This window comes from Caballeronia concitans (assembly GCF_001544615.1).
GTDB lineage: Bacteria > Pseudomonadota > Gammaproteobacteria > Burkholderiales > Burkholderiaceae > Caballeronia > Caballeronia concitans.
Genome location: NZ_FCNV02000010.1, coordinates 24,582 through 44,462 on the forward strand (window position 1 = coordinate 24,582; position 19,881 = coordinate 44,462).

Sequence of the window (19,881 nt, forward strand, 5' to 3'; positions counted from 1 at the left end):
AGTCATCGAGTCGTCATCGATCGATCAGCGCCGCGCCGCTAGCATGCGCTTCATGCTCGATAACTCAATCGCGAGGCCCGACGTGCAGCATCCCACGGTTCAGCCGCTATGGCTACGCATCACGCACTGGCTCAATGCGCTCGCTATCGTCGTGATGGTGACGAGCGGATGGCAGATCTATAACGCATCGCCGATCTTCGCGCCGTTCACGTTTCCTCCGTCCATCACGCTGGGCGGCTGGCTCGGCGGCGCGCTGCAGTGGCATTTCGCGGCGATGTGGCTGCTCGTTGCGAACTTCATCGTGTATGTCGCGATGAATGTGGTGACCGGCCGCTTCAGGCGACGCATGTTTCCGCTGAGCATCAAGAGCGTCGTGAAAGACGCATTCGATGCGCTGCGCGGCAAGCTCGGCCACGACGATCTCACGCACTACAACGCCGTGCAGAAGCTCGCTTATCTCGCGGTGATCGTGGATATCGTCGTCATCATTCTGTCGGGGCTGGTCGTATGGAAGTCCGTGCAGTTCCCGTTGCTTCGCACGCTGATGGGCGGCTATGACAACGCCCGCGTCGTGCATTTTTTCGGCATGAGTTTTCTCGTGGCGTTCGTCGTGCTGCATGTCGTGATGGTCGCGCTCGTGCCGCGTTCGCTCGTGCTGATGATCAAAGGACGTTGAAGCCATGTCGATGCGCAAATCCAGTCTCGATGCAGAGTCGATCATCAAGGACGCCGCGAAGGAGTTGAAAGCGCCCGCGCGACGCTTGTTCGGCAAGCGCATTCTCACGCTCGGCGGTCTCGTGATGCTGTCGGGCTGCAATATCACCGACGACAAATCCGTGAACGCGATGCTGCGCAAGATATCGTCGTTCAATGACGATGCCCAGGCTTTTCTGTTCGATCCGAACAAGCTCGCGCCGACGTATCCCGAATCGATGATCACGCGCCCGTTTCCGTTCAACGCGTTCTATGACATCGACGAAGTGCCGGAAGTGGATGCATCCGCGTACAAGCTCGAAGTCGGCGGCCGCGTGACGGGCAAGCGCGTTTGGACGCTCGACGAACTGCACGCGATGCCGCAGGAAAGCCAGATCACGCGGCATATCTGCATAGAAGGATGGAGCGCGATAGGCAAGTGGGGCGGCGTGCGCTTCGCGCATTTTCTGGCGCGCGCGGGCGCCGATACGAGCGCGAAGTATGTCGCGTTCCATTGCGCGGACAACTACTCGACGAGCATTGACATGCCGACCGCGCTGCATGCGCAAACGCTCCTCACGCTGACTTACGACGGCCAGATCCTGCCGCCGAAATACGGCTTCCCGATGAAGCTGCGCATGCCGACCAAGCTCGGCTACAAGAACCCGAAGCATATCGTCGCGATCACCGTGACCAACGATTACCCCGGCGGCTATTGGGAGAACCAGGGCTACAACTGGTTCGGCGGTTCCTGATGACGCAACATCGCTTGACCTCGTCCACACTCGAAGGAGATTCAATGTCCATTCGCATGAAACTCGGCCTCGGCATCGCGGCGCTCGCATTCACGACCGCGGCGCTCGCGCAAACGCCCGCAGCGAAGCCCACGCGCATTCGTGGCGATATCGTCGCATCGTCGGGCGATACGCTCACCGTGCACCGCAAGAGCGGCGACACCGTGAAGATCGCGCTGAAGGCGGACACGCCCGTGACCGCGCTGAAGAATATCAAGCTGCAGGACATCAAGCCGGGCGAGTTCGTCGGCACGGCGGCCACTACCGGCACCGACGGCAAGCTGACCGCGACCGAAGTGCTCGTGTTCCCCGAAGCCGCGCGCGGCACCGGCGAAGGCCACTACGATTGGGACCTCGGCCCGCAAAGCTCGATGACCAACGCGAACGTCGATCAGGTCGTGCAGGGCACGAGCGGGCGCGATCTGAAGCTGTCGTACAAGGGCGGATCGAACTCGGTGACGGTGCCGGAGAACGTGCCCGTCGTGACCTTCGCGCCGGCTACGCATGACGACCTGAAGGCGGGCAAGAAAGTGTTCGTCGTGGCGACTCCGGCTAGCGGCGGCACGTTCGCGGCGCAGCGCATCGTCGTCGAAAAGGATGGCGTCGTGCCGCCGATGTAATCGCGCTTTCGCTTCGTCAAGCCGCGTCGCGCTTCTCGGCCATGTGCTCGAAGAAGCGCGCCGCGCGCCGGTCTCCCGCATACGCGGAGTTGATCCGCACCCACGCACACGCTTCGCCATTCGGCCGATAGTAGCTGCCCGGCGCAAGCGTCACGCCGAACTTCGCCGCTTCGTCGACGAGCACCGCTGAATCGTCGATGCCCGGCACGCGCGCCCATACGAGGCTGCCGCCGCTCGGTTCATCGAACACTTGCCAGCCGTAGCCTTCGAGTAGCTGCACGGCGCTCGACAACGAATCGCGCACGCGCTTGCGCAGCCGCTCCAGATATTTGCGATACGTCCCGCGTTCAAGAAGACTTGCCGCGACGCTTTCAGCGAAGCGCGTGCCGCCGAGGCTCGTCAGCACTTTGACATCGACGAGATCCTTCACGAGCTGCCGGTTCGCGGCCAGATACCCGATTCGCAGCGACGACGACAGCGTCTTCGACAACCCGCCCACGTAGATCACGCGATCGAGCTGATCGAGCGATGCGAGCCGTTGCGTCGGCACGGACTGGAAGTCGGCGTAGATGTCGTCCTCGACGATGGAAAAGCCGTGCAGCGTCGCCAGTTGCAGCAGCTTGAACGCGACTTGCGGCGCGATGTTCGTCGCGGTCGGATTCTGGAAAACCGTGTTGACGAAGAAGAGTTTGGGCTTGTGCTGCTTGAGCAGCGCTTCAGCGACGTCGATGTCCGGACCGCTCGCGAGGCGCGGCACGCCGACGAGCCGCACGCCTTGCAGCTTCAGGAGGCCGAACAGGTTGTAGTAGCCGGGATCTTCGACGAACACGGTATCGCCGGGCTTGAGCATGGTCCGCACGATCAGGTCGAGCGCCTGGCTCGCGCCGTTCGTGATCATCACGTTCGGCAGATCGGCGGCAATGCCGAGCGCGTTGAGCCGCAGTGTGATTTGCTGGCGCAAGGTGGCGTCGCCGTGCGGAATCGCGTAATCGATCACGCTCGACACATCGCTGCGCGACGCCTGGCGGATGGCTTGCGTGAGGCCATCGACATCGCGCCATGATTCGGGAATGAATCCGCTCGAAAGCTTGAGCGTCTCGCCGGGATAGTTGAACTGCTGAAGGACCTGATTCGATTCCTCTTCGGCGAGACGCGGATCGCAATTGCCGGATTCGCCGTCGCGGTCATCGACGCGATTCGCCACGAAAAAGCCCGAGCCGTGCTTCGGCTGTATAAGCCCACGCGACGCGAGCCGGTCGTACGCCTCGATCACCGGAAAGCGGCTGATGCGCTGTTCGGCGGCGAGCTGACGGATGGACGGCAGCTTGGCGCCGGCGAGCACGCGCCGCGAGCGGATCATCGCTTCGATCTGGCTGACGATCTGCTCGGTGAGCGGAACGCCGGTCTCGCCGTCGATAGTGAGCGGAAGTGCGTTCATCGTTTGAAGTGTTCGGTAGTGTCGACTGAACAGTTTGATGCACTGTTCACGAGCGTGTCAGATGCGATTCGAACGCAGCCGTAAAGCGGTGTCAAGACTGTCCGAATGGCCAGGGCGGTGTTCGGCGGCCGGCGAACAGTGCGAACTGTTCACCGTTTCCGCCTGCACAGTTTCGACGCAACTGTACGCAAGTGTTCATTCAGAATGTTCGGAACTGGCCGAATAATGTACTCAACGGCTGCGAATGGTTTATTCGCGGCCGATTCGATCGGTCAACCGGGAGCGGCATCATGCGTGAAATTCGGACATTCGAACTCGACCGGCGCGATGCGCCTACGCGCTGGTCCAGCCATCGCCCACAAACGCTGCGCGTGCAGCGCGGTCAAATCTGGATGACGGTGGAAGGCAAGGCGGACGATCACTGGCTCGCTGCGGGCGATGCGATCGAGCTGACGCCGTTTTCGACGATCTGGGTCAGCGGCGCATGCGATGGCAGCCGCTTTTCGCTGGCGTCGGTTTCGGCGCGCGGGCGGAGCGTCGGGGAAATTGTGCGCGCGTGGCTGGGCAAGCGCGTGGGGCAGAGCGGCGCCGCGGTGTCGAACCTCTAAGCGGACGAAGCAGGCGAAAAAAAACCCGGCCAGAGCCGGGTCCAATGTTCCCGCGCTCTTTCGAGCGCGGTCACCTGCAAAACACCACGCGTGCTCAGGCGGCGAGCAGCGAGCGCAGCACGAACGGCAGAATCCCGCCGTGCTTGTAGTAGTCGACTTCGATCGGCGTATCGATACGCAGCAGCACCTGCACGCGATCGTCCTTGCCGTTCTTGCGATGGATCACGAGCGTGACTTCCTGTTGCGGCTTGAAGTTGTCGCCGAGGCCTTCGATGTCGTACGTCTCTTCGCCCGTGATGTTCAGCGACTGGATGCTGTCCGCGCCCTTGAACTGCAGCGGCAGCACGCCCATGCCGACCAGGTTCGAGCGATGGATACGCTCGAAGCTGCGCGCGACCACGGCCTTCACGCCGAGCAGTTGCGTGCCCTTCGCGGCCCAGTCACGCGACGAACCCGTGCCGTACTCTTCGCCCGCGAAGATGACGGTCGGCGTTTCGTCGGCGATGTACTTCATCGCGGCGTCATAGATCGACAGCTGTTCGCCGCTCGGCTGATGAATCGTCAGGCCGCCTTCGACGCGCGTGCCGTCTGCCTTCGCAGGAATCATCAGGTTCTTGATACGGACGTTGGCGAACGTACCGCGCATCATCACGTCGTGGTTGCCGCGACGCGAGCCGTAGCTGTTGAAGTCGGCCTTCTGCACGCCGTTCGCCTTCAGCCACACGCCAGCCGGCGACGTTTCCTTGATCGAACCCGCCGGGCTGATGTGGTCGGTCGTCACCGAATCGCCGAAGATGCCGAGCGCGCGCGCGCCCTTCACAGCAGGAATCGAATCGGCCGGCTTCATCGAGAAGTCGTCGCCGAAGAACGGCGGCTCCGCGATGTAGGTCGACTTCGGCCAGTCATAGACCTGACCGGTTTCGCCCGCGATCTTGCTCCACAGGTCGCCTTCCTTCGTGAGCTGCGAGTAGTTCTTGCGGAACGTGTCGGCGTCGAGCGCGAACTTCAGCAGCGCGTGCACTTCTTCGCTCGTCGGCCAGATGTCGCCGAGGTACACGTCGCGGCCGTCCTTGCCCTTGCCGACCGGCTCGGTCATCAGGTCGCGCGTGATGTTGCCCGCGATAGCGTAGGCGACGACCAGCGGCGGCGATGCCAGGAAGTTCGAGCGGATGTTCGGGTGAATGCGCGCTTCGAAGTTGCGGTTGCCCGACAGCACGGCGGCCGCGACGATGTCGTTCTTCACGATCGCGTCGTTCAGTTCCGGCGTCAGATCGCCTGCATTGCCGATACACGTCGTGCAGCCGTAAGCAGCCAGCGTGAAGCCGAGCTTGTCGAGATACTGCAGCAGGTCGGTCTTCGTCAGATAGTCGGTCACGATGCGCGATCCCGGCGCGAGCGACGTCTTGATGTGCGGCGCCACCGTCAGGCCGGCTTCGACGGCCTTCTTCGCGAGCAGGCCGGCCGCGAGCAGCACGCTCGGGTTCGACGTGTTCGTGCACGAGGTGATCGCGGCGATCAGCACGTCGCCGTTCTTCACGTCGATGCCGTCAGCGGTCTTGTACGTGGCTTGGAGATCGTCCGGCTTCTTCGCGAAGCCGTTTTCGCCGACCGGCTTCGAGAACAGGTCGGTGAACGTGCTCTTCACGTTGCCGATTTCGATGCGGTCTTGCGGACGCTTCGGACCCGCGAGCGACGGCGCAACGGTCGAGAGGTCGAGCGTGAGCGTCTTCGTGTAGTCGATTTCGCCGGCCTTCGGCACGCCCCACAGGTTCTGCGCCTTGAAGTAGTTCTCGAACGCGGAGATTTCGGCGTCCGTGCGGCCCGTGCCCTTGAAGTAGTCGATGGTCTTTTCGTCGACCGGGAAGAAGCCCATCGTTGCGCCGTACTCGGGCGCCATGTTGCCGATGGTCGCGCGGTCCGGCACCGCGATCGACGCCGTGCCTTCACCGAAGAATTCGACGAACTTGCCGACGACCTTCTCCTTGCGCAGCATTTCGGTGATGGTCAGCACGAGGTCGGTTGCCGTGCAGCCTTCGCGCAGCTTGCCCTTCAGCTCGACGCCGACCACGTCCGGCGTCAGGAAGTACACCGGCTGGCCGAGCATGCCCGCTTCCGCTTCGATGCCGCCCACGCCCCAGCCCACCACGCCGATGCCGTTGATCATCGTCGTGTGCGAGTCCGTCCCGACGAGCGTGTCCGGGTAGTACACGGTGTCCTTGCCTTCGGCCTTCTTGTGGACGCCGCGCGCGAGATATTCGAGGTTCACCTGGTGCACGATGCCGACGCCCGGCGGCACGACCTTGAACGTGTCGAATGCCTGCATGCCCCACTTCATGAACTGGTAGCGCTCGTTGTTGCGCTGGAATTCCAGCTTCATGTTCAGGTCGAGCGCGTTCGGCTCGCGGAAGTGGTCGATCTGCACCGAGTGATCGACGACGAGATCCACCGGCACGAGCGGCTCGATGGCCTTCGGGTCCTTGCCGGCGCGCTTCGCGACACCACGCATCGCGGCGATGTCGGCGAGCAGCGGCACGCCGGTGAAGTCCTGCAGCACCACGCGCGCGACGACGAACGGAATTTCATCGACGCGCGGCGCGTTCGGCTTCCAGTTCACGAGCTGCTTGATGTGCTCTTCGCTGATCTTCTTGTCGTCGTAGTTGCGCAGGACGGATTCGAGCACGAGGCGAATCGAAACCGGCAGGCGCTGGACATCGACCTTCAGTGCGTTGCCGAGTTGCGGCAGCGAGTAGAACTTGCCTTTGCCGGAACCGCTATCGAATTCCTTGAGCGTATTGTGTAGATTGTGGGCCATGGTTGTTTTCCTAGGGCTAAACGAGGAAATGCTTCGATTCAACGTTACTGTATGACCGAGTCGATCGACTAAATCACATACAGATCGACGTATTCATTGACCGGCATTGCTTCGAGCTTTGCCTGATCGAGCGATACCGCGAGGATCGCCTGTTGTTGCCTGGTTGGAAAGCGGCGCGCGAGGTTCGTCTTGAACTTCTCGACGAGCAGCGGAATGCCGTCCGCGCGGCGGCGCTTGTGACCGATCGGATATTCGACCGCGATTTCATCGAGCTTCGTGCCGTCATTGAATTCGACAGTCAGCGCGTTCGCAATCGAGCGCTTGTCCGGATCGAAATAATCCTTCGTGTATTGCGGGTCTTCCACGCATTCCATTTTCGCGCGCAACGTGTCGATGCGCGGGTCTTTCGCCACGATGTCTTCGTAATCGGCGGCGGTCAGGCGGCCGAAAATGAGCGGCACGGCGACCATGTACTGGATGCAGTGATCGCGGTCCGCGGGGTTATCCAGCGGGCCTTTCTTGTCGATGATGCGAATGGCCGCTTCGTGCGTGCGAATGGTGATCTTCCTGATGTCCTCGACGCCTCGGCCCATTTCCTCGAGCTTGTCGTGCAAGGTCATGGCCGCTTCCACCGCCGTCTGCGCATGGAACTCGGCCGGGAACGAAATCTTGAAGAGCACGTTCTCCATCACGTACGAGCCATACGGACGCTGGAACTTGAACGCATTGCCCTTGAAGAGGACATCGTAGAAGCCCCAGGTCTTGGCAGTCAGCACGGACGGATAGCCCATTTCGCCGGTCTTCGCGATGAGCGCGAGACGCACGGCGCGGGACGTGGCGTCGCCTGCGGCCCACGACTTGCGCGAGCCCGTATTCGGCGCATGACGATACGTGCGCAGCGAGTGGCCATCGACGAACGCGAGCGATACCGCGTTGATCAGCTCGTCGCGCGTGAGGCCGATCATCTGGCCGACGACCGCAGTGGACGCGAGCTTCACGAGCAGCACGTGGTCGAGGCCGACTTTGTTGAACGAGTTCTCGAGCGCGATGCAGCCCTGAATCTCGTGCGCCTTGACCATCGCGATCAGGACGTCTTTCATCGTGAGCGGCTTCTTGCCGGACGCGACGGCGTTGCGCGACAGCCAGTCCGCGGTGGCGAGAATGCCGCCGAGGTTATCCGACGGATGACCCCATTCGGCGGCGAGCCAGGTGTCGTTGAAGTCGAGCCAGCGGATCATCGCGCCGATGTTGAACGCGGCCTGAACCGGATCGAGCTGGAACTGGGTGCCGGGCACTTTCGCGCCGTTGGGGACGATCGTGCCGGGCACGATCGGTCCCATCAGCTTGGTGCAGGCGGGGTAGGAGAGCGCTTCGAGTCCGCAACCGAGCGTATCGATCAGGCAGTTGCGCGCGGTGTCGAGCGCAAGCGTACTGTCGACGTGGTAGTCGAGCACGTAATCGACTATATCGACGAGTACCTTGTCCGGATCGGGGCGGACATTGGAAATCGGTGCGGACATCGAGGATTCCTGTTTATAGGCTGACGTCGCTTATTCCGCCGGCTTGAGCATGAGCGGATTCTGCTTCAGCGCTTCGGCCTGCGTCGGAGCGGTTGCGCCCGCGGCCATTTCCGAGGTCATGCATTCGTCGGCAAGGCGCGACGAGTCCTTGTCCGAGAACAGCATTGCCTTGGTCGGGATCACGACGAGATCCATGCCCGAGGCCGAATCGTGGAAGCGATCGGCGCCGGTCGTCGTGTCTTGACGCGGCAGCTTGTAGTCCTTCTTCGCCCAGTTCACCGTGACGACGGAGTCACGCTTCATGTCGCCTTTCAGATAGAAAGCGAGGCCGTCCTTGCAGGCCCACTTGGTGGAACCTTCGGGAATCGGGTCCGTCTTGGCTGCTGCAGCCGCCGCTGCCTTGGGCGAGCGCTTGATGATGCGGCGGGCCGGAGCGGGGCGCTTGGCCTTGGCCGCGCTCGACTCGGTTGTCGCGGCGAACGCGTCGGCGCTCACGAACACGCTGGTGGTGGCCAGGGTGCCGACGATTGCAGCGATCAGAAGCTTATTCATCTAAAAACCTTTCAAAAACATTGGGGTTAAATGGCAGTTGTTGCGCGGATTGGAACGCATGACGAACCGTTCCGATCGCGCAAGCCCGCTATTTTCGCTTATTTATCGGCACGAACTTCAAATTCTCGGGGCCGGTGTAGTTGGCGCTCGGCCGGATGATCTTGTTGTCGATACGTTGTTCGATGATGTGCGCGCTCCAGCCCGACGTGCGCGAAATCACGAAGAGCGGCGTGAACATGGCGGTGGGCACGCCCATCATGTGATACGAGACCGCGCTGAACCAGTCGAGATTGGGGAACATCTTCTTCGCGTCCCACATGACCGATTCGAGGCGCTCGGCGATATCGAACATCTTGGTGTCGCCCGCTTCCTTCGACAGCGACTTCGCCACGTCCTTGATGACCTTGTTGCGCGGGTCCGAGATGGTGTAGACCGGATGCCCGAAGCCGATCACGACTTCCTTGTTCTCGACGCGACGGCGGATATCGCTTTCCGCTTCGTCGGGCGTCTGATAGCGCGACTGGATATCGAACGCGGCTTCGTTCGCGCCGCCGTGCTTCGGGCCGCGCAGCGCGCCGATCGCGCCGGTGATCGCGGAATAGATGTCCGAGCCCGTGCCCGCGATCACGCGGCTCGTGAACGTCGATGCGTTGAATTCGTGTTCGGCGTAGAGATTGAGCGAGACGTGCATCGCCTTGACACACGATTCCGACGGCTCCACGCCATGCAGCAGATGCAGGAAGTGACCGCCGATGGAATCGTCGTCGGTTTCGACTTCGATGCGGCGGCCGTTGTGCGAATAGTGGTACCAGTAGAGCAGCATGGAGCCGAGCGACGCCATCAGCCGGTCGGCGATGTCCTTCGCGCCGGCCACGTTGTGATCGTCCTTCTCGGGCAGCACCGTGCCGAGCACGGACACGCCGGTGCGCATCACGTCCATGGGGTGCGCGGAAGCGGGAATCCATTCCAGCGCGGCCTTGAGGTTCGCGGGCAGGCCGCGCAGCGCCTTCAGCTTGGCCTTGTACGCGGCGAGTTCCGCGACGTTCGGCAGCTTGCCGTGCACGAGCAGATACGCGATTTCCTCGAACTCGCTCGTGGTCGCGACATCGAGAATGTCGTAGCCGCGATAGTGCAGGTCGTTGCCGGTGCGGCCGACCGTGCAGAGCGCGGTATTGCCCGCCGTCACGCCCGAAAGCGCGACGGATTTCTTCGGCTTGAAACCACCCGCTGCCGCGGGCGAGTCGCTCGTTGCGGTATCGCTCATTGCTTCAAGTCTCCTGTGTACGCCCGTCACGCGGCGTCGTCTCTTCTGCCTGGAAGGCGCGTCGCGCGTCGAGCCCGTACGCGGTGGAACGAAACCTTTGCATTCATGCCGCGCTTCCCATCGACGATGCCACGGCCAGCGTCCCTCCGAAAAGCGGCGCGCATTCGTCGGGCATTGCGAGGCCCGTGGCTTGCGCGCGGCGCAGCACGGACCAGTAATAGCGATAGCTCGCGCGGTCGTGCAGCGTGTCGCCGTGGCGCGTCGGGCCCCAGTGGGCGCGTTGCGCCGCGAGCAGGATCTCGGCGGCGAGCGTGACTTCATCGGCGCGCGGAGAAAAGGCCGCGACGATAGGTCGAATCTGCTCCGGATGAATGCTCCACATGCGCGTGTAGCCGAACTCGTTGCGGGCGCGCGCGGCATCGTTGGCGACGACGCTCATGTCGCGCACTTCCGTCGATACGTTATGCGACGGCGCCTTGCCATGCGCGTGACACGCTGCCGCGATCTCCAGCTTCGCGCGCCGCACGAGCGGATGCTCGAACTGGCCGGGCGAGCGCATGGCGGTATCGGGAATGGCGCCGTTGTGCGCGGACACGAAGTCCATCAGGCCGAAGCTCAGCGATTCCACGCCGGGCAGCGCGGCCAGCGCGAACACTTCCGCGAGCGCGCCGTGCGTTTCGACCAGCACATGACACGGAATGGATTGCGCGACGCGGAACTCGCGGCGCGATGCCTCGATGAACGCGACCATCTCGGCGGCGTCGGACACGCTGCGGATCTTCGGCAGCATGACGAACGCGGGCGCCTTCTTCGCGTGACGCAGGATGATGCGCACGTCGTCGCGCCATGCCCGGTGATGAAAGTCGTGGATGCGCACGCCGACGCGCCCGAAGCGGTCGTCCTCGCCGCCGACGAACGACGCCACCATCTCCGCGTGCTCGGCTTCGTGGCCGACCTGCGCGCCGTCTTCGCAATCGAGCGTGATGTCGAACACCGGCCCGAGTTCGGCCTGCAACGCAAGCGACTTCCTGATCAGCTTCTCGCTGCCGGCGTAGTGATCGCAGGGCGGCAGGACAGCGGGTTGAGGCTCGCCGTCAAAGAGCACTTCGGCGGGGGTGAGAGCGGGCATTGTCGGCGTCGGGTCCGATTGAAAAAAGGAGTTCGATGCTGCTCGTGCTTTTCATACTTCTGATGGGTCTGATTCGGCCGCGCTCGAAGGTTCGTTGCGATTCTTCAAGCGCGATCGAATCAGCCGCGAACGCCGCGAGGCGTTCGCGCTGACGGGAACCGCGCGGGCTCCCGTTGATGCCGTGATGCTTACTTGCCCAGCAGATGAGCGACGCCGTCACGCTCTTCGAGCAGTTCGTTCAGCGTGCCGTCCATCTTTTCGCGCGAGAACGCGTCGATTTCCAGGCCTTCGACACGCTTGTACTCGCCGTTTTCGCACGTGACCGGCACGCCGTAGATGATGTCTTCCGGAATGCCGTACGAGCCGTCCGACGGAATGCCCATCGTGACCCACTTGCCGTTGGTGCCGAGCACCCAGTCACGCACGTGATCGATCGCCGCGTTGGCCGCCGATGCCGCCGAAGACAGGCCGCGCGCTTCGATGATCGCCGCGCCGCGCTTGCCGACCGTCGGGATGAACGTGTTGCGGTTCCATTCGTCGTCGTTGATGAGCTTCGTGAGGCTTTCGCCTTCGGCGGTGGCGAAGCGGAAGTCGGGGTACATCGTCGGCGAGTGGTTGCCCCACACGACGAGCTTTTCGATCGATGCGACCGGCTTGCCCGACTTGGCCGCGAGCTGCGACAGCGCGCGGTTGTGGTCCAGACGCAGCATGGCGGTGAAGTTCTTCTTCGGCAGGTCCGGCGCCGACTTCATCGCGATATAGGCGTTCGTGTTCGCCGGGTTGCCGACGACCAGCACCTTCACGTCGCGGCTCGCGACTTCGTTCAGCGCCTTGCCCTGAACCGTGAAGATCTCGGCGTTCGCCGACAGCAGGTCCTTGCGCTCCATGCCCTTCGAACGCGGACGCGCGCCGACCAGCAACGCGATGTCGGCGTCCTTGAACGCAACCTTGGGATCGTCCGTGACGACCACGCCGGCGAGCAGCGGGAACGCGCAGTCTTCGAGTTCCATCACGACGCCCTTCACGGCGGCTTGCGCTTGCGGCAGATCGAGCAACTGAAGGATCACGGGCTGGTCTTTGCCGAGCAGATCGCCATTGGCGATACGGAACAGCAGCGAGTAGCCGATTTGACCTGCGGCGCCGGTGACGGCAACGCGCTTTGCGGACTTAGCCATTGAAACTCTCCTGGACGGTACGTGGAACGCTAGGGAAAAACGCCATTTTATGCGCGTTACGCGAAGCGTTGATGAAGACATGCCGGCCATGCCGTCCGCTCAAGGTAGATAGCGGCGCAACGCTTGCGCCGCGTGAAAGCGTGACGGCATGGCTGTCATGCCATGAATCCTTCTCTTCGAGCGAGAGGCTGCGCGGTATGCGTGAGGGAACGGCGATTCGCTAGAGTCTGACGGACAAGCGCCCAAACGAGACGGCGCTGGACGTTGCGAGGCGGTAGGCAGGCAGCGGCGCGCGAATCGTTTGGCGATCGGCGTGAGGCGAAAGCGAAAGGGCGTGCCTGGCGGTTGGTGACGCTTGAACCGGAACCTTCCGAAGCCCGCTTCCGGCGAAAACCGCCGGAGAGACCAGGCTGAACGGACGTTCGCCGGATTGCGTCATGACCCGCAAACCCTTGCTCGCCAAGGAGTGTAGGATTGGTCGGAGGCAAAGTCAACAGTATCTTATGTCTTATATAAGACATAGGATCTTGCGGGAAAATGTGGACGCGCGGCAGCCCTTTGTGTTGAAATGCGCGGCATGAATTCCAACGCGGCAAACCCGGCGAGCAGCATCCCACCGAACGGCAACGCACAGTCGGCCGAGGCTGCTGGCGCGCCGTCGCCGACGTTCAGTCCGCTGTATCAGCAAATCAAGGCGCTCATCACGCAGGGCCTCGAATCGGGCGAATGGAAGCCGGGCGAAATCATTCCGAGCGAAGTGGAACTGGCCGCGCGCTATAAGGTGAGTCAGGGCACGGTGCGCAAAGCCATCGACGAGCTCGCCGCCGACAATCTTCTCGTGCGCCGCCAGGGCAAGGGTACGTTCGTTGCGACGCACAGCGAAGATCGCGTGCAGTTCCGCTTCCTTCGCCTTCTGCCGGACGACGGCGACGTTCATCCCCACGTAAGCCGCCTGCTCGAATGCCGGCGTCTGCGCGCGCCCGCCGAGATTGCCCGTCAGCTCGACCTCAAGCCCGCCGATCCCGTGGTGCTCATCAAGCGCCTTCTGCAGTTCGACGGCGTGACGACCGTGCTGGATGAAATCTGGCTGCCTGGCGCGGTGTTCCGCGGCCTCACGGCCGAACGGCTGGCCGAGTACAAGGGTCCGCTGTACGCCATGTTCGAAACCGAATTCGGCACGCGCATGATCCGGGCATCGGAGAAGATCCGCGCGGTCGCGGCGGACGAGACGGTCGCGCAACTGCTCGACGTCCAGCACGGCTTTCCGCTGCTGTCGGTCGAGCGGATTTCCTACACGTACGGCGATCGCCCGGTGGAAGTGCGGCGCGGCTGGTACGTGACGACCGGCTACTACTATCAGAACGACCTGAGTTGAGCGAATGAGCAAAGTAATCGCGGACATCGGCTGAATTGTCCGCGAAGTGTCGACAGGGCATTCATGTTCGCCATTTTCACGCGCGCAGCAACAGTCTCTTGGGCGGGTTTTCCCTGCAGCGTGAAATAAAAAGGCGCTAAAATCGCGGATTAGTGTAATAACAAGTTGGGGTCTAGCATGGCTGAAGCCGTAAAAAAACCAAGGCCTGAGTACCGGAACATCGGACTTGGGCAGATCGCGAAATATCGCTTGCCGCTAGCAGGGAAGGTCTCCATCCTGCACCGTATCAGCGGTTTGCTGCTCTTCGTTGCACTGCCGTTTCTGCTGTATCTGCTCGATCAGAGTCTGACGTCGGAAATTAGTTTCGACGCGTTCAAAGGCTTCCTTGCCCACCCCATCGTCAAGATCATCACGCTCGTGCTGTCCTGGGCGTATCTGCATCACTTCTGCGCAGGCATCCGCTTTCTCGTGCTCGACACGCACGTCGCCGTGAACAAGGAAGGCGGCCGCCAGACGGCGCTCGCCGTGCTCGTCGTGTCGCTGCTGCTGACGCTCGTCGTCGCCCTGAAACTATTCGGAGCCTTCTAAGAAAATGGGTACGCAAAACAGAGTCGGCTCGAAGCGCCTCGTCGTCGGCGCACATTACGGCCTGGGTGACTGGCTCGCGCAGCGCGTGACCGCCATCGTCGTCGCCGTCTATACGCTCGTTCTGCTCGTGCTGTTCTTCGGCGCGCACAGCTTCTCCTATGAAGGCTGGGCGTCGATCTTCGCGATGCAGTGGATGAAGCTCGCCACTTTCGTAGCCTTGCTTTCGCTCTTCTATCACGCGTACGTCGGCGTGCGCGACGTCTGGATGGACTACGTGAAGCCGGTCGGACTCCGCCTGTTCCTGACGGTGCTGACCGTGCTGTGGCTCATCGGATGCGCCGGTTACGCTGCACAGATTCTCTGGAGAGTTTAAAGAACATGGCTGCAATCAAGACTTCCCTGCCGCGTCGCCGTTTCGACGTGGTCATCGTTGGCGCGGGCGGATCGGGCATGCGCGCGTCGCTGCAGCTCGCGCGCGCGGGCCTGTCGGTCGCGGTGCTGTCGAAGGTGTTTCCGACGCGCTCGCACACCGTCGCGGCGCAAGGCGGCATCGGCGCATCGCTCGGCAACATGAGCGAAGACAACTGGCACTATCACTTCTACGACACGATCAAGGGCTCCGACTGGCTCGGCGACCAGGACGCGATCGAATTCATGTGCCGTGAAGCGCCGAACGCAGTCTACGAACTCGAACACATGGGCATGCCGTTCGACCGCAACGCGGACGGCACCATCTATCAGCGCCCGTTCGGCGGCCACACGGCGAACTACGGCGAGAAGCCCGTTCAGCGCGCGTGCGCGGCGGCCGACCGTACCGGCCACGCGCTCCTGCACACGCTGTATCAGCAGAACGTCGCGGCCAAGACGCACTTCTTCGTCGAGTGGATGGCGCTGGATCTCATCCGCGACGCCGACGGCGACGTGCTGGGCGTGACCGCGCTCGAAATGGAAACCGGCGAGGTCTATATCCTCGAAGGCAAGACCACGCTGTTCGCCACGGGCGGCGCGGGCCGCATCTTCGCGGCATCGACGAATGCGTTCATCAATACCGGCGACGGCCTCGGCATGGCGGCGCGCTCGGGCATCGCGCTGCAGGACATGGAGTTCTGGCAGTTCCACCCGACCGGCGTGGCCGGCGCGGGCGTGCTGATCACCGAAGGCGTGCGCGGCGAAGGCGGCATTCTGCGCAACTCGAACGGCGACCGTTTCATGGAGCGCTATGCGCCGACGCTGAAGGATCTGGCGCCGCGCGACTTCGTTTCGCGTTCGATGGACCAGGAAATCAAGGAAGGCCGCGGCGTGGGTCCGAACAAGGATCACGTGCTGCTCGACCTGTCGCACATCGGCGCCGAGACGATCATGAAGCGCCTGCCGTCCATCCGTGAAATCGCGCTCAAGTTCGCGAACGTGGACTGCATCAAGGAGCCGATCCCGGTCGTTCCGACCATCCACTATCAGATGGGCGGGATTCCGACGAACATGCACGGTCAGGTCGTCGGCACGGCAAACGGCTACAACGATCCGGTCAACGGCTTCTACGCTGTGGGCGAATGCTCGTGCGTTTCCGTGCACGGCGCGAACCGCCTCGGCACGAACTCGCTGCTGGACTTGGTGGTGTTCGGCCGCGCGGCGGGCAATCACATCATCAAGTACGCGAAGGAGTCGCGCGAGCACAAGCCGCTGCCGGCCGATGCCGCCGACTTCGCGCTCGAGCGCCTCGCCGTGCTGGAGAAATCGACCTCGGGCGAATACACGCAGAACATCGCGAACGACATTCGCGCGACGATGCAGGCGCACGCGGGCGTGTTCCGCACGTCGAAGCTGCTGGCCGATGGCGTGGGCAAGATCGCGGAACTGGCCGAGCGCGTCAAGCACGTGCATCTGAAAGACAAATCGAAGGTGTTCAACACCGCAAAGGTGGAAGCGCTGGAACTGGCGAATCTGATCGAAGTCGCCCGCGCGACGATGGTCTCGGCCGAAGCGCGCAAGGAAAGCCGCGGCGCGCATGCGCACAGCGACTACGAGCATCGCGACGACGACAACTGGATGCGCCACACGCTGTGGTTCAGCGAAGGCAATCGCCTCGACTACAAGCCGGTTCAGATGAAGCCGCTGACGGTCGAATCGGTGCCGCCGAAGGCGCGCACCTTCTAAGGGCAAGGGAATCGAAATGGCAAAACGTATTTTTGAAGTCTACCGCTACGATCCGGACAAGGACGCGGCTCCCCGCATGCAGACGTACGAGCTCGAGATCGACTCGCACGAGCGCATGCTGCTGGACGCACTGGTGAAGCTGAAGGCGTTGGACGAAACGCTGTCGTTCCGCCGGTCGTGCCGCGAAGGCGTGTGCGGTTCGGACGCGATGAACATCAACGGCAAGAACGGCCTCGCGTGCCTGACGAACCTGAACGACCTGCCGCAGCGCATCGTGCTGCGTCCGCTGCCGGGTCTGCCGGTCGTGCGCGACCTGATCTGCGACTTCACGCAGTTCTTCAACCAGTATCACTCGATCAAGCCGTACCTGATCAACGACACGCCGCCGCCCGAGAAGGAGCGTCTGCAGTCGCCCGTCGAGCGTGACGAGCTGGACGGCCTTTACGAGTGCATTCTGTGCGCCAGCTGCTCGACTTCGTGCCCGAGCTTCTGGTGGAATCCCGACAAGTTCGTCGGACCGGCGGGCTTGTTGCAAGCCTATCGCTTCATCGCGGACAGCCGCGATCAGGCAACCGGCGAACGGCTGGACAACCTGGAAGATCCGTATCGTCTGTTCCGTTGCCATACGATCATGAACTGCGTCGACGTGTGCCCGAAGGGGCTCAATCCGACGAAGGCGATCGGCAAGATCAAGGAATTGATGGTGCGCCGGGCTGTCTGAAATGGACGATGCGATGGTCGACAAGCAAGACGACGCCCACCAGTCCGACCCGCTTCGCCGCGCGCGCCTTCGGTGGCGCGCGCGGCGCGGCTTGCTGGAAAACGATCTGATCTTCGAGCGTTTTTTCAGCCGATATGAGCATGACCTCAGTGACGCCGACGTGGCCGCTCTGACCCGCCTGCTGGAGCTGAGCGACAACGAACTGATGGACCTGCTGCTCGCGCGGACCGAACCGGAAGGCGACCTCGCCACGCCGGACGTGATCCGCCTGCTTCAGATGCTGCGTTCCGTGTGATTTCGGCAGAAATCACCGGAGTTTTGCACAATGCGCCCTGAATCCCGGGCGACAAGAGGCCGAGAACAGACAGCGGCCGACAGTGCAGTTGCGCCGCAGCTTCCGTCGTGCAAATTATCGAAACCCTGTATTCATACTTCGATTGAGGATGTGCTATGACCCCGTCAGATGTTAAAGCCACGCTATCGTTCAGCGACAACTCGCCGAGCGTCGAAATGCCGATCTACAAGGGCACGATGGGCCCGGACGTGATCGACATCCGCAAGTTGTACGGGCAGACCGGCAAGTTCACGTATGACCCGGGCTTCATGTCGACGGCGGCATGCAATTCCGCGATCACCTACATCGACGGCGACAAGGGCGAACTGCTGTATCGCGGCTACCCGATCGAGCAGTTGGCCGTCAACGCCGACTTCCTCGAGACGTGCTATTTGCTGCTGAAGGGCGAACTGCCCACGGCTGCGCAAAAGAAGGAATTCGTGGACACGGTCACGCGTCACACGATGGTGCACGAGCAGATGCACTTCTTCTTCCGCGGCTTCCGTCGCGACGCCCACCCGATGGCCGTGCTGACGGCTGCGGTCGGCGCGCTGTCGGCGTTCTATCACGATTCGCTGAACATCAACGATCCGCGTCACCGCGAAGTGTCGGCCATTCGCATGATTGCGAAGCTGCCGACGCTGGTGGCGATGGCGTACAAGTTCAGCATCGGCCAGCCGTTCGTGTATCCGCGCAACGAGCTGTCGTACAGCGCGAACTTCATGCATATGATGTTCGCGAACCCGTGCGAAGAGTACAAGGTCAACGACGTGCTGGTGCGCGCGCTCGACCGCATCCTGATTCTGCACGCGGACCACGAGCAGAACGCGTCGACGTCTACCGTGCGTCTCGCGGGTTCGTCGGGTGCGAATCCGTTTGCGTGTATCGCAGCGGGTATCGCGTGTCTGTGGGGCCCGGCGCACGGCGGCGCGAACGAAGCCGCGCTGAACATGCTGGAAGAAATCGGCTCCGTCGACAACATTCCTGAGTTCATCAAGCAAGTGAAGGACAAGAACTCGGGCGTGAAATTGATGGGCTTCGGCCACCGCGTCTACAAGAACTACGATCCGCGTGCGAAGCTGATGCGCGAAACCTGCCATGAAGTGCTGAACGAACTGGGCCTGCACGACGACCCGCTCTTCAAGCTCGCGATGGAACTGGAAAAGATTGCGCTGGAAGACGAATACTTCGTGTCGCGCAAGCTGTACCCGAACGTCGATTTCTACTCGGGCATCGTGCAGCGCGCGTTGGGCATTCCGACGTCGATGTTCACGTGTATCTTCGCGATGGCGCGCACGGTTGGCTGGATCGCGCAGTGGAACGAGATGATCGCCGATCCCGAGCAGAAGATTGGCCGTCCGCGCCAGTTGTTCATCGGTCAGACGCCGCGTGAAGTGAAGCCGCTCGAAAAGCGGTAAGCCGATTGGCGTATGCGGTGAATGAAAACCCCGGCGGGTGACTGCCGGGGTTTTTGTTTTTGCGCGTCAGTCCGCGAAAATTTCCTGCAGTGTGTGAAGAGCGTCGTGCAGCGTTTCGTCTTCCAACTCGCCTTCCTTCTTCACGAGTCGCATTTTGTCGACGGTCCGAATCTGATCGAGAAGAATGAGGCCGTCCTTTCGCCCGAACGAGACCGGGATTCGAAAAGGCGTGGCCTTGCCGTTCGAAGTCATCGGCGCGACGATGACCGTGCGCATGTAGTCATGAATCTCGGGCGGCGAGACGACCACGCACGGCCGCGTTTTCTGCACTTCGCTTCCTCGTGTCGGGTCCAGCGCGACCAGCCAGATATCGCCGCGCGTCACCATTCGAGTTCTCCATCGTCGGCATTGCCGAACTCGCCCAACGCGAGCACATCTTCGCCGCTCGCAGCAACGGCCTTGCTCGCCTCTGCCCAGCCTTCGCGTACTTGTTTGCGCGGCTTGCGCAATACGATGGCATCGCCTTCGACGTCCATTTCGATCTCGTTTTCCAGTTCGAGTTGCGCCAGGAACGGCTTGGGAATCAGCACGCCCTGTGAATTGCCTATCCTTCGGATCGTTGTCTTCATGAGTTCCATGCGGTCACCAATGTGTATACAATGTTATTACTGACGGGTTAGAACGTC

Annotated in this window: 20 protein-coding genes; 11 read left to right on the forward strand and 9 right to left on the reverse strand. The window is 62.2% G+C overall.

The features are described from left to right. Nucleotides 1-52 precede the first annotated feature (52 nt). The 3 genes from AWB72_RS20500 to AWB72_RS20510 are packed head-to-tail and all read left to right on the forward strand — an operon-like array spanning nucleotide 53 to nucleotide 2,107. The gene (locus AWB72_RS20500) at nucleotides 53-676 is read left to right on the forward strand and encodes a cytochrome b/b6 domain-containing protein (protein ID WP_052449817.1); all 624 of its coding nucleotides are present in this window, start codon (nucleotides 53-55) and stop codon (nucleotides 674-676) included. 4 nt (nucleotides 677-680) lie between these two features. Continuing rightward, the gene (locus AWB72_RS20505; protein WP_040049942.1) at nucleotides 681-1,448 is read left to right on the forward strand and encodes a molybdopterin-dependent oxidoreductase; all 768 of its coding nucleotides are present in this window, start codon (nucleotides 681-683) and stop codon (nucleotides 1,446-1,448) included. Nucleotides 1,449-1,492: 44 nt separating this feature from the next. After that, nucleotides 1,493-2,107 (forward strand): hypothetical protein, encoded by a 615-nt coding sequence (locus tag AWB72_RS20510; RefSeq protein ID WP_040049943.1) that lies wholly within the window; start codon nucleotides 1,493-1,495, stop codon nucleotides 2,105-2,107. Nucleotides 2,108-2,123: 16 nt separating this feature from the next. On the opposite strand, the gene AWB72_RS20515 is transcribed toward AWB72_RS20510, so the two are convergent. Further along, entirely contained in the window at nucleotides 2,124-3,545 is a 1,422-nt protein-coding gene (locus tag AWB72_RS20515; protein ID WP_040049944.1) for an aminotransferase-like domain-containing protein, read from the reverse strand. A 290-nt stretch (nucleotides 3,546-3,835) separates the two neighbouring features. Between AWB72_RS20515 and AWB72_RS20520 the strand changes: the two genes are divergently transcribed. Further along, a complete protein-coding gene (locus tag AWB72_RS20520; RefSeq protein WP_040049990.1) occupies nucleotides 3,836-4,153 on the forward strand; it encodes a DUF2917 domain-containing protein in 318 nt (105 codons plus the stop codon). A gap of 94 nt (nucleotides 4,154-4,247) precedes the next feature. Here AWB72_RS20520 and acnA read toward each other — a convergent pair whose 3' ends face one another. The 6 genes from acnA to AWB72_RS20550 form a co-directional block, all read right to left on the reverse strand. Then, a complete protein-coding gene (gene acnA / locus AWB72_RS20525) occupies nucleotides 4,248-6,965 on the reverse strand; it encodes an aconitate hydratase AcnA (RefSeq protein ID WP_040049945.1) in 2,718 nt (905 codons plus the stop codon). Nucleotides 6,966-7,033: 68 nt separating this feature from the next. After that, on the reverse strand, nucleotides 7,034-8,485 hold the full coding sequence (locus AWB72_RS20530; RefSeq protein ID WP_040049946.1) for a bifunctional 2-methylcitrate dehydratase/aconitate hydratase: 1,452 nt from the start codon (nucleotides 8,483-8,485) through the stop codon (nucleotides 7,034-7,036). A gap of 30 nt (nucleotides 8,486-8,515) precedes the next feature. Next, nucleotides 8,516-9,037, reverse strand: coding sequence for a hypothetical protein (locus AWB72_RS20535; RefSeq protein WP_040049947.1), 522 nt, complete (start codon nucleotides 9,035-9,037; stop codon nucleotides 8,516-8,518). 88 nt (nucleotides 9,038-9,125) lie between these two features. Beyond that, entirely contained in the window at nucleotides 9,126-10,301 is a 1,176-nt protein-coding gene (prpC, locus tag AWB72_RS20540) for a bifunctional 2-methylcitrate synthase/citrate synthase (RefSeq protein WP_040049948.1), read from the reverse strand. Nucleotides 10,302-10,404: 103 nt separating this feature from the next. Beyond that, nucleotides 10,405-11,430: an HpcH/HpaI aldolase/citrate lyase family protein gene (locus AWB72_RS20545; RefSeq protein WP_040049949.1), complete on the reverse strand. Its 1,026-nt coding sequence runs from the start codon at nucleotides 11,428-11,430 to the stop codon at nucleotides 10,405-10,407. Nucleotides 11,431-11,618: 188 nt separating this feature from the next. After that, nucleotides 11,619-12,605 carry a malate dehydrogenase gene (locus tag AWB72_RS20550; RefSeq protein WP_040049950.1) on the reverse strand — a complete coding sequence of 329 codons (987 nt, stop codon included), beginning with the start codon at nucleotides 12,603-12,605 and terminating at the stop codon, nucleotides 11,619-11,621. A gap of 577 nt (nucleotides 12,606-13,182) precedes the next feature. Between AWB72_RS20550 and AWB72_RS20555 the strand changes: the two genes are divergently transcribed. The 7 genes from AWB72_RS20555 to gltA all read left to right on the forward strand — a co-directional run bounded on the left by AWB72_RS20555 (nucleotide 13,183) and on the right by gltA (nucleotide 19,195). Beyond that, the gene (locus tag AWB72_RS20555; protein WP_374728908.1) at nucleotides 13,183-13,980 is read left to right on the forward strand and encodes a GntR family transcriptional regulator; all 798 of its coding nucleotides are present in this window, start codon (nucleotides 13,183-13,185) and stop codon (nucleotides 13,978-13,980) included. Nucleotides 13,981-14,157: 177 nt separating this feature from the next. Continuing rightward, nucleotides 14,158-14,568 carry a succinate dehydrogenase, cytochrome b556 subunit gene (gene sdhC / locus AWB72_RS20560; protein ID WP_035968885.1) on the forward strand — a complete coding sequence of 137 codons (411 nt, stop codon included), beginning with the start codon at nucleotides 14,158-14,160 and terminating at the stop codon, nucleotides 14,566-14,568. A gap of 4 nt (nucleotides 14,569-14,572) precedes the next feature. Next, nucleotides 14,573-14,941, forward strand: coding sequence for a succinate dehydrogenase, hydrophobic membrane anchor protein (sdhD, locus tag AWB72_RS20565; RefSeq protein WP_040049952.1), 369 nt, complete (start codon nucleotides 14,573-14,575; stop codon nucleotides 14,939-14,941). Between the two features lie 5 nt (nucleotides 14,942-14,946). Beyond that, entirely contained in the window at nucleotides 14,947-16,722 is a 1,776-nt protein-coding gene (gene sdhA / locus AWB72_RS20570) for a succinate dehydrogenase flavoprotein subunit (protein WP_040049953.1), read from the forward strand. Nucleotides 16,723-16,738: 16 nt separating this feature from the next. After that, the gene (locus AWB72_RS20575; protein WP_040049954.1) at nucleotides 16,739-17,443 is read left to right on the forward strand and encodes a succinate dehydrogenase iron-sulfur subunit; all 705 of its coding nucleotides are present in this window, start codon (nucleotides 16,739-16,741) and stop codon (nucleotides 17,441-17,443) included. A 1-nt stretch (nucleotide 17,444) separates the two neighbouring features. Continuing rightward, nucleotides 17,445-17,738, forward strand: coding sequence for an FAD assembly factor SdhE (locus AWB72_RS20580; RefSeq protein ID WP_040049955.1), 294 nt, complete (start codon nucleotides 17,445-17,447; stop codon nucleotides 17,736-17,738). A 155-nt stretch (nucleotides 17,739-17,893) separates the two neighbouring features. Continuing rightward, on the forward strand, nucleotides 17,894-19,195 hold the full coding sequence (gene gltA, locus AWB72_RS20585; protein WP_040049956.1) for a citrate synthase: 1,302 nt from the start codon (nucleotides 17,894-17,896) through the stop codon (nucleotides 19,193-19,195). A 66-nt stretch (nucleotides 19,196-19,261) separates the two neighbouring features. On the opposite strand, the gene AWB72_RS20590 is transcribed toward gltA, so the two are convergent. Both AWB72_RS20590 and AWB72_RS20595 read right to left on the reverse strand, forming a co-directional pair. Next, complete coding sequence (locus AWB72_RS20590; protein ID WP_040049957.1) at nucleotides 19,262-19,582, reverse strand: type II toxin-antitoxin system PemK/MazF family toxin; 321 nt, start codon at nucleotides 19,580-19,582, stop codon at nucleotides 19,262-19,264. Next, a complete protein-coding gene (locus tag AWB72_RS20595; RefSeq protein ID WP_040049991.1) occupies nucleotides 19,576-19,824 on the reverse strand; it encodes an AbrB/MazE/SpoVT family DNA-binding domain-containing protein in 249 nt (82 codons plus the stop codon). Before AWB72_RS20595 ends, AWB72_RS20590 begins: the two co-directional genes overlap by 7 nt. Nucleotides 19,825-19,881 lie beyond the last annotated feature (57 nt).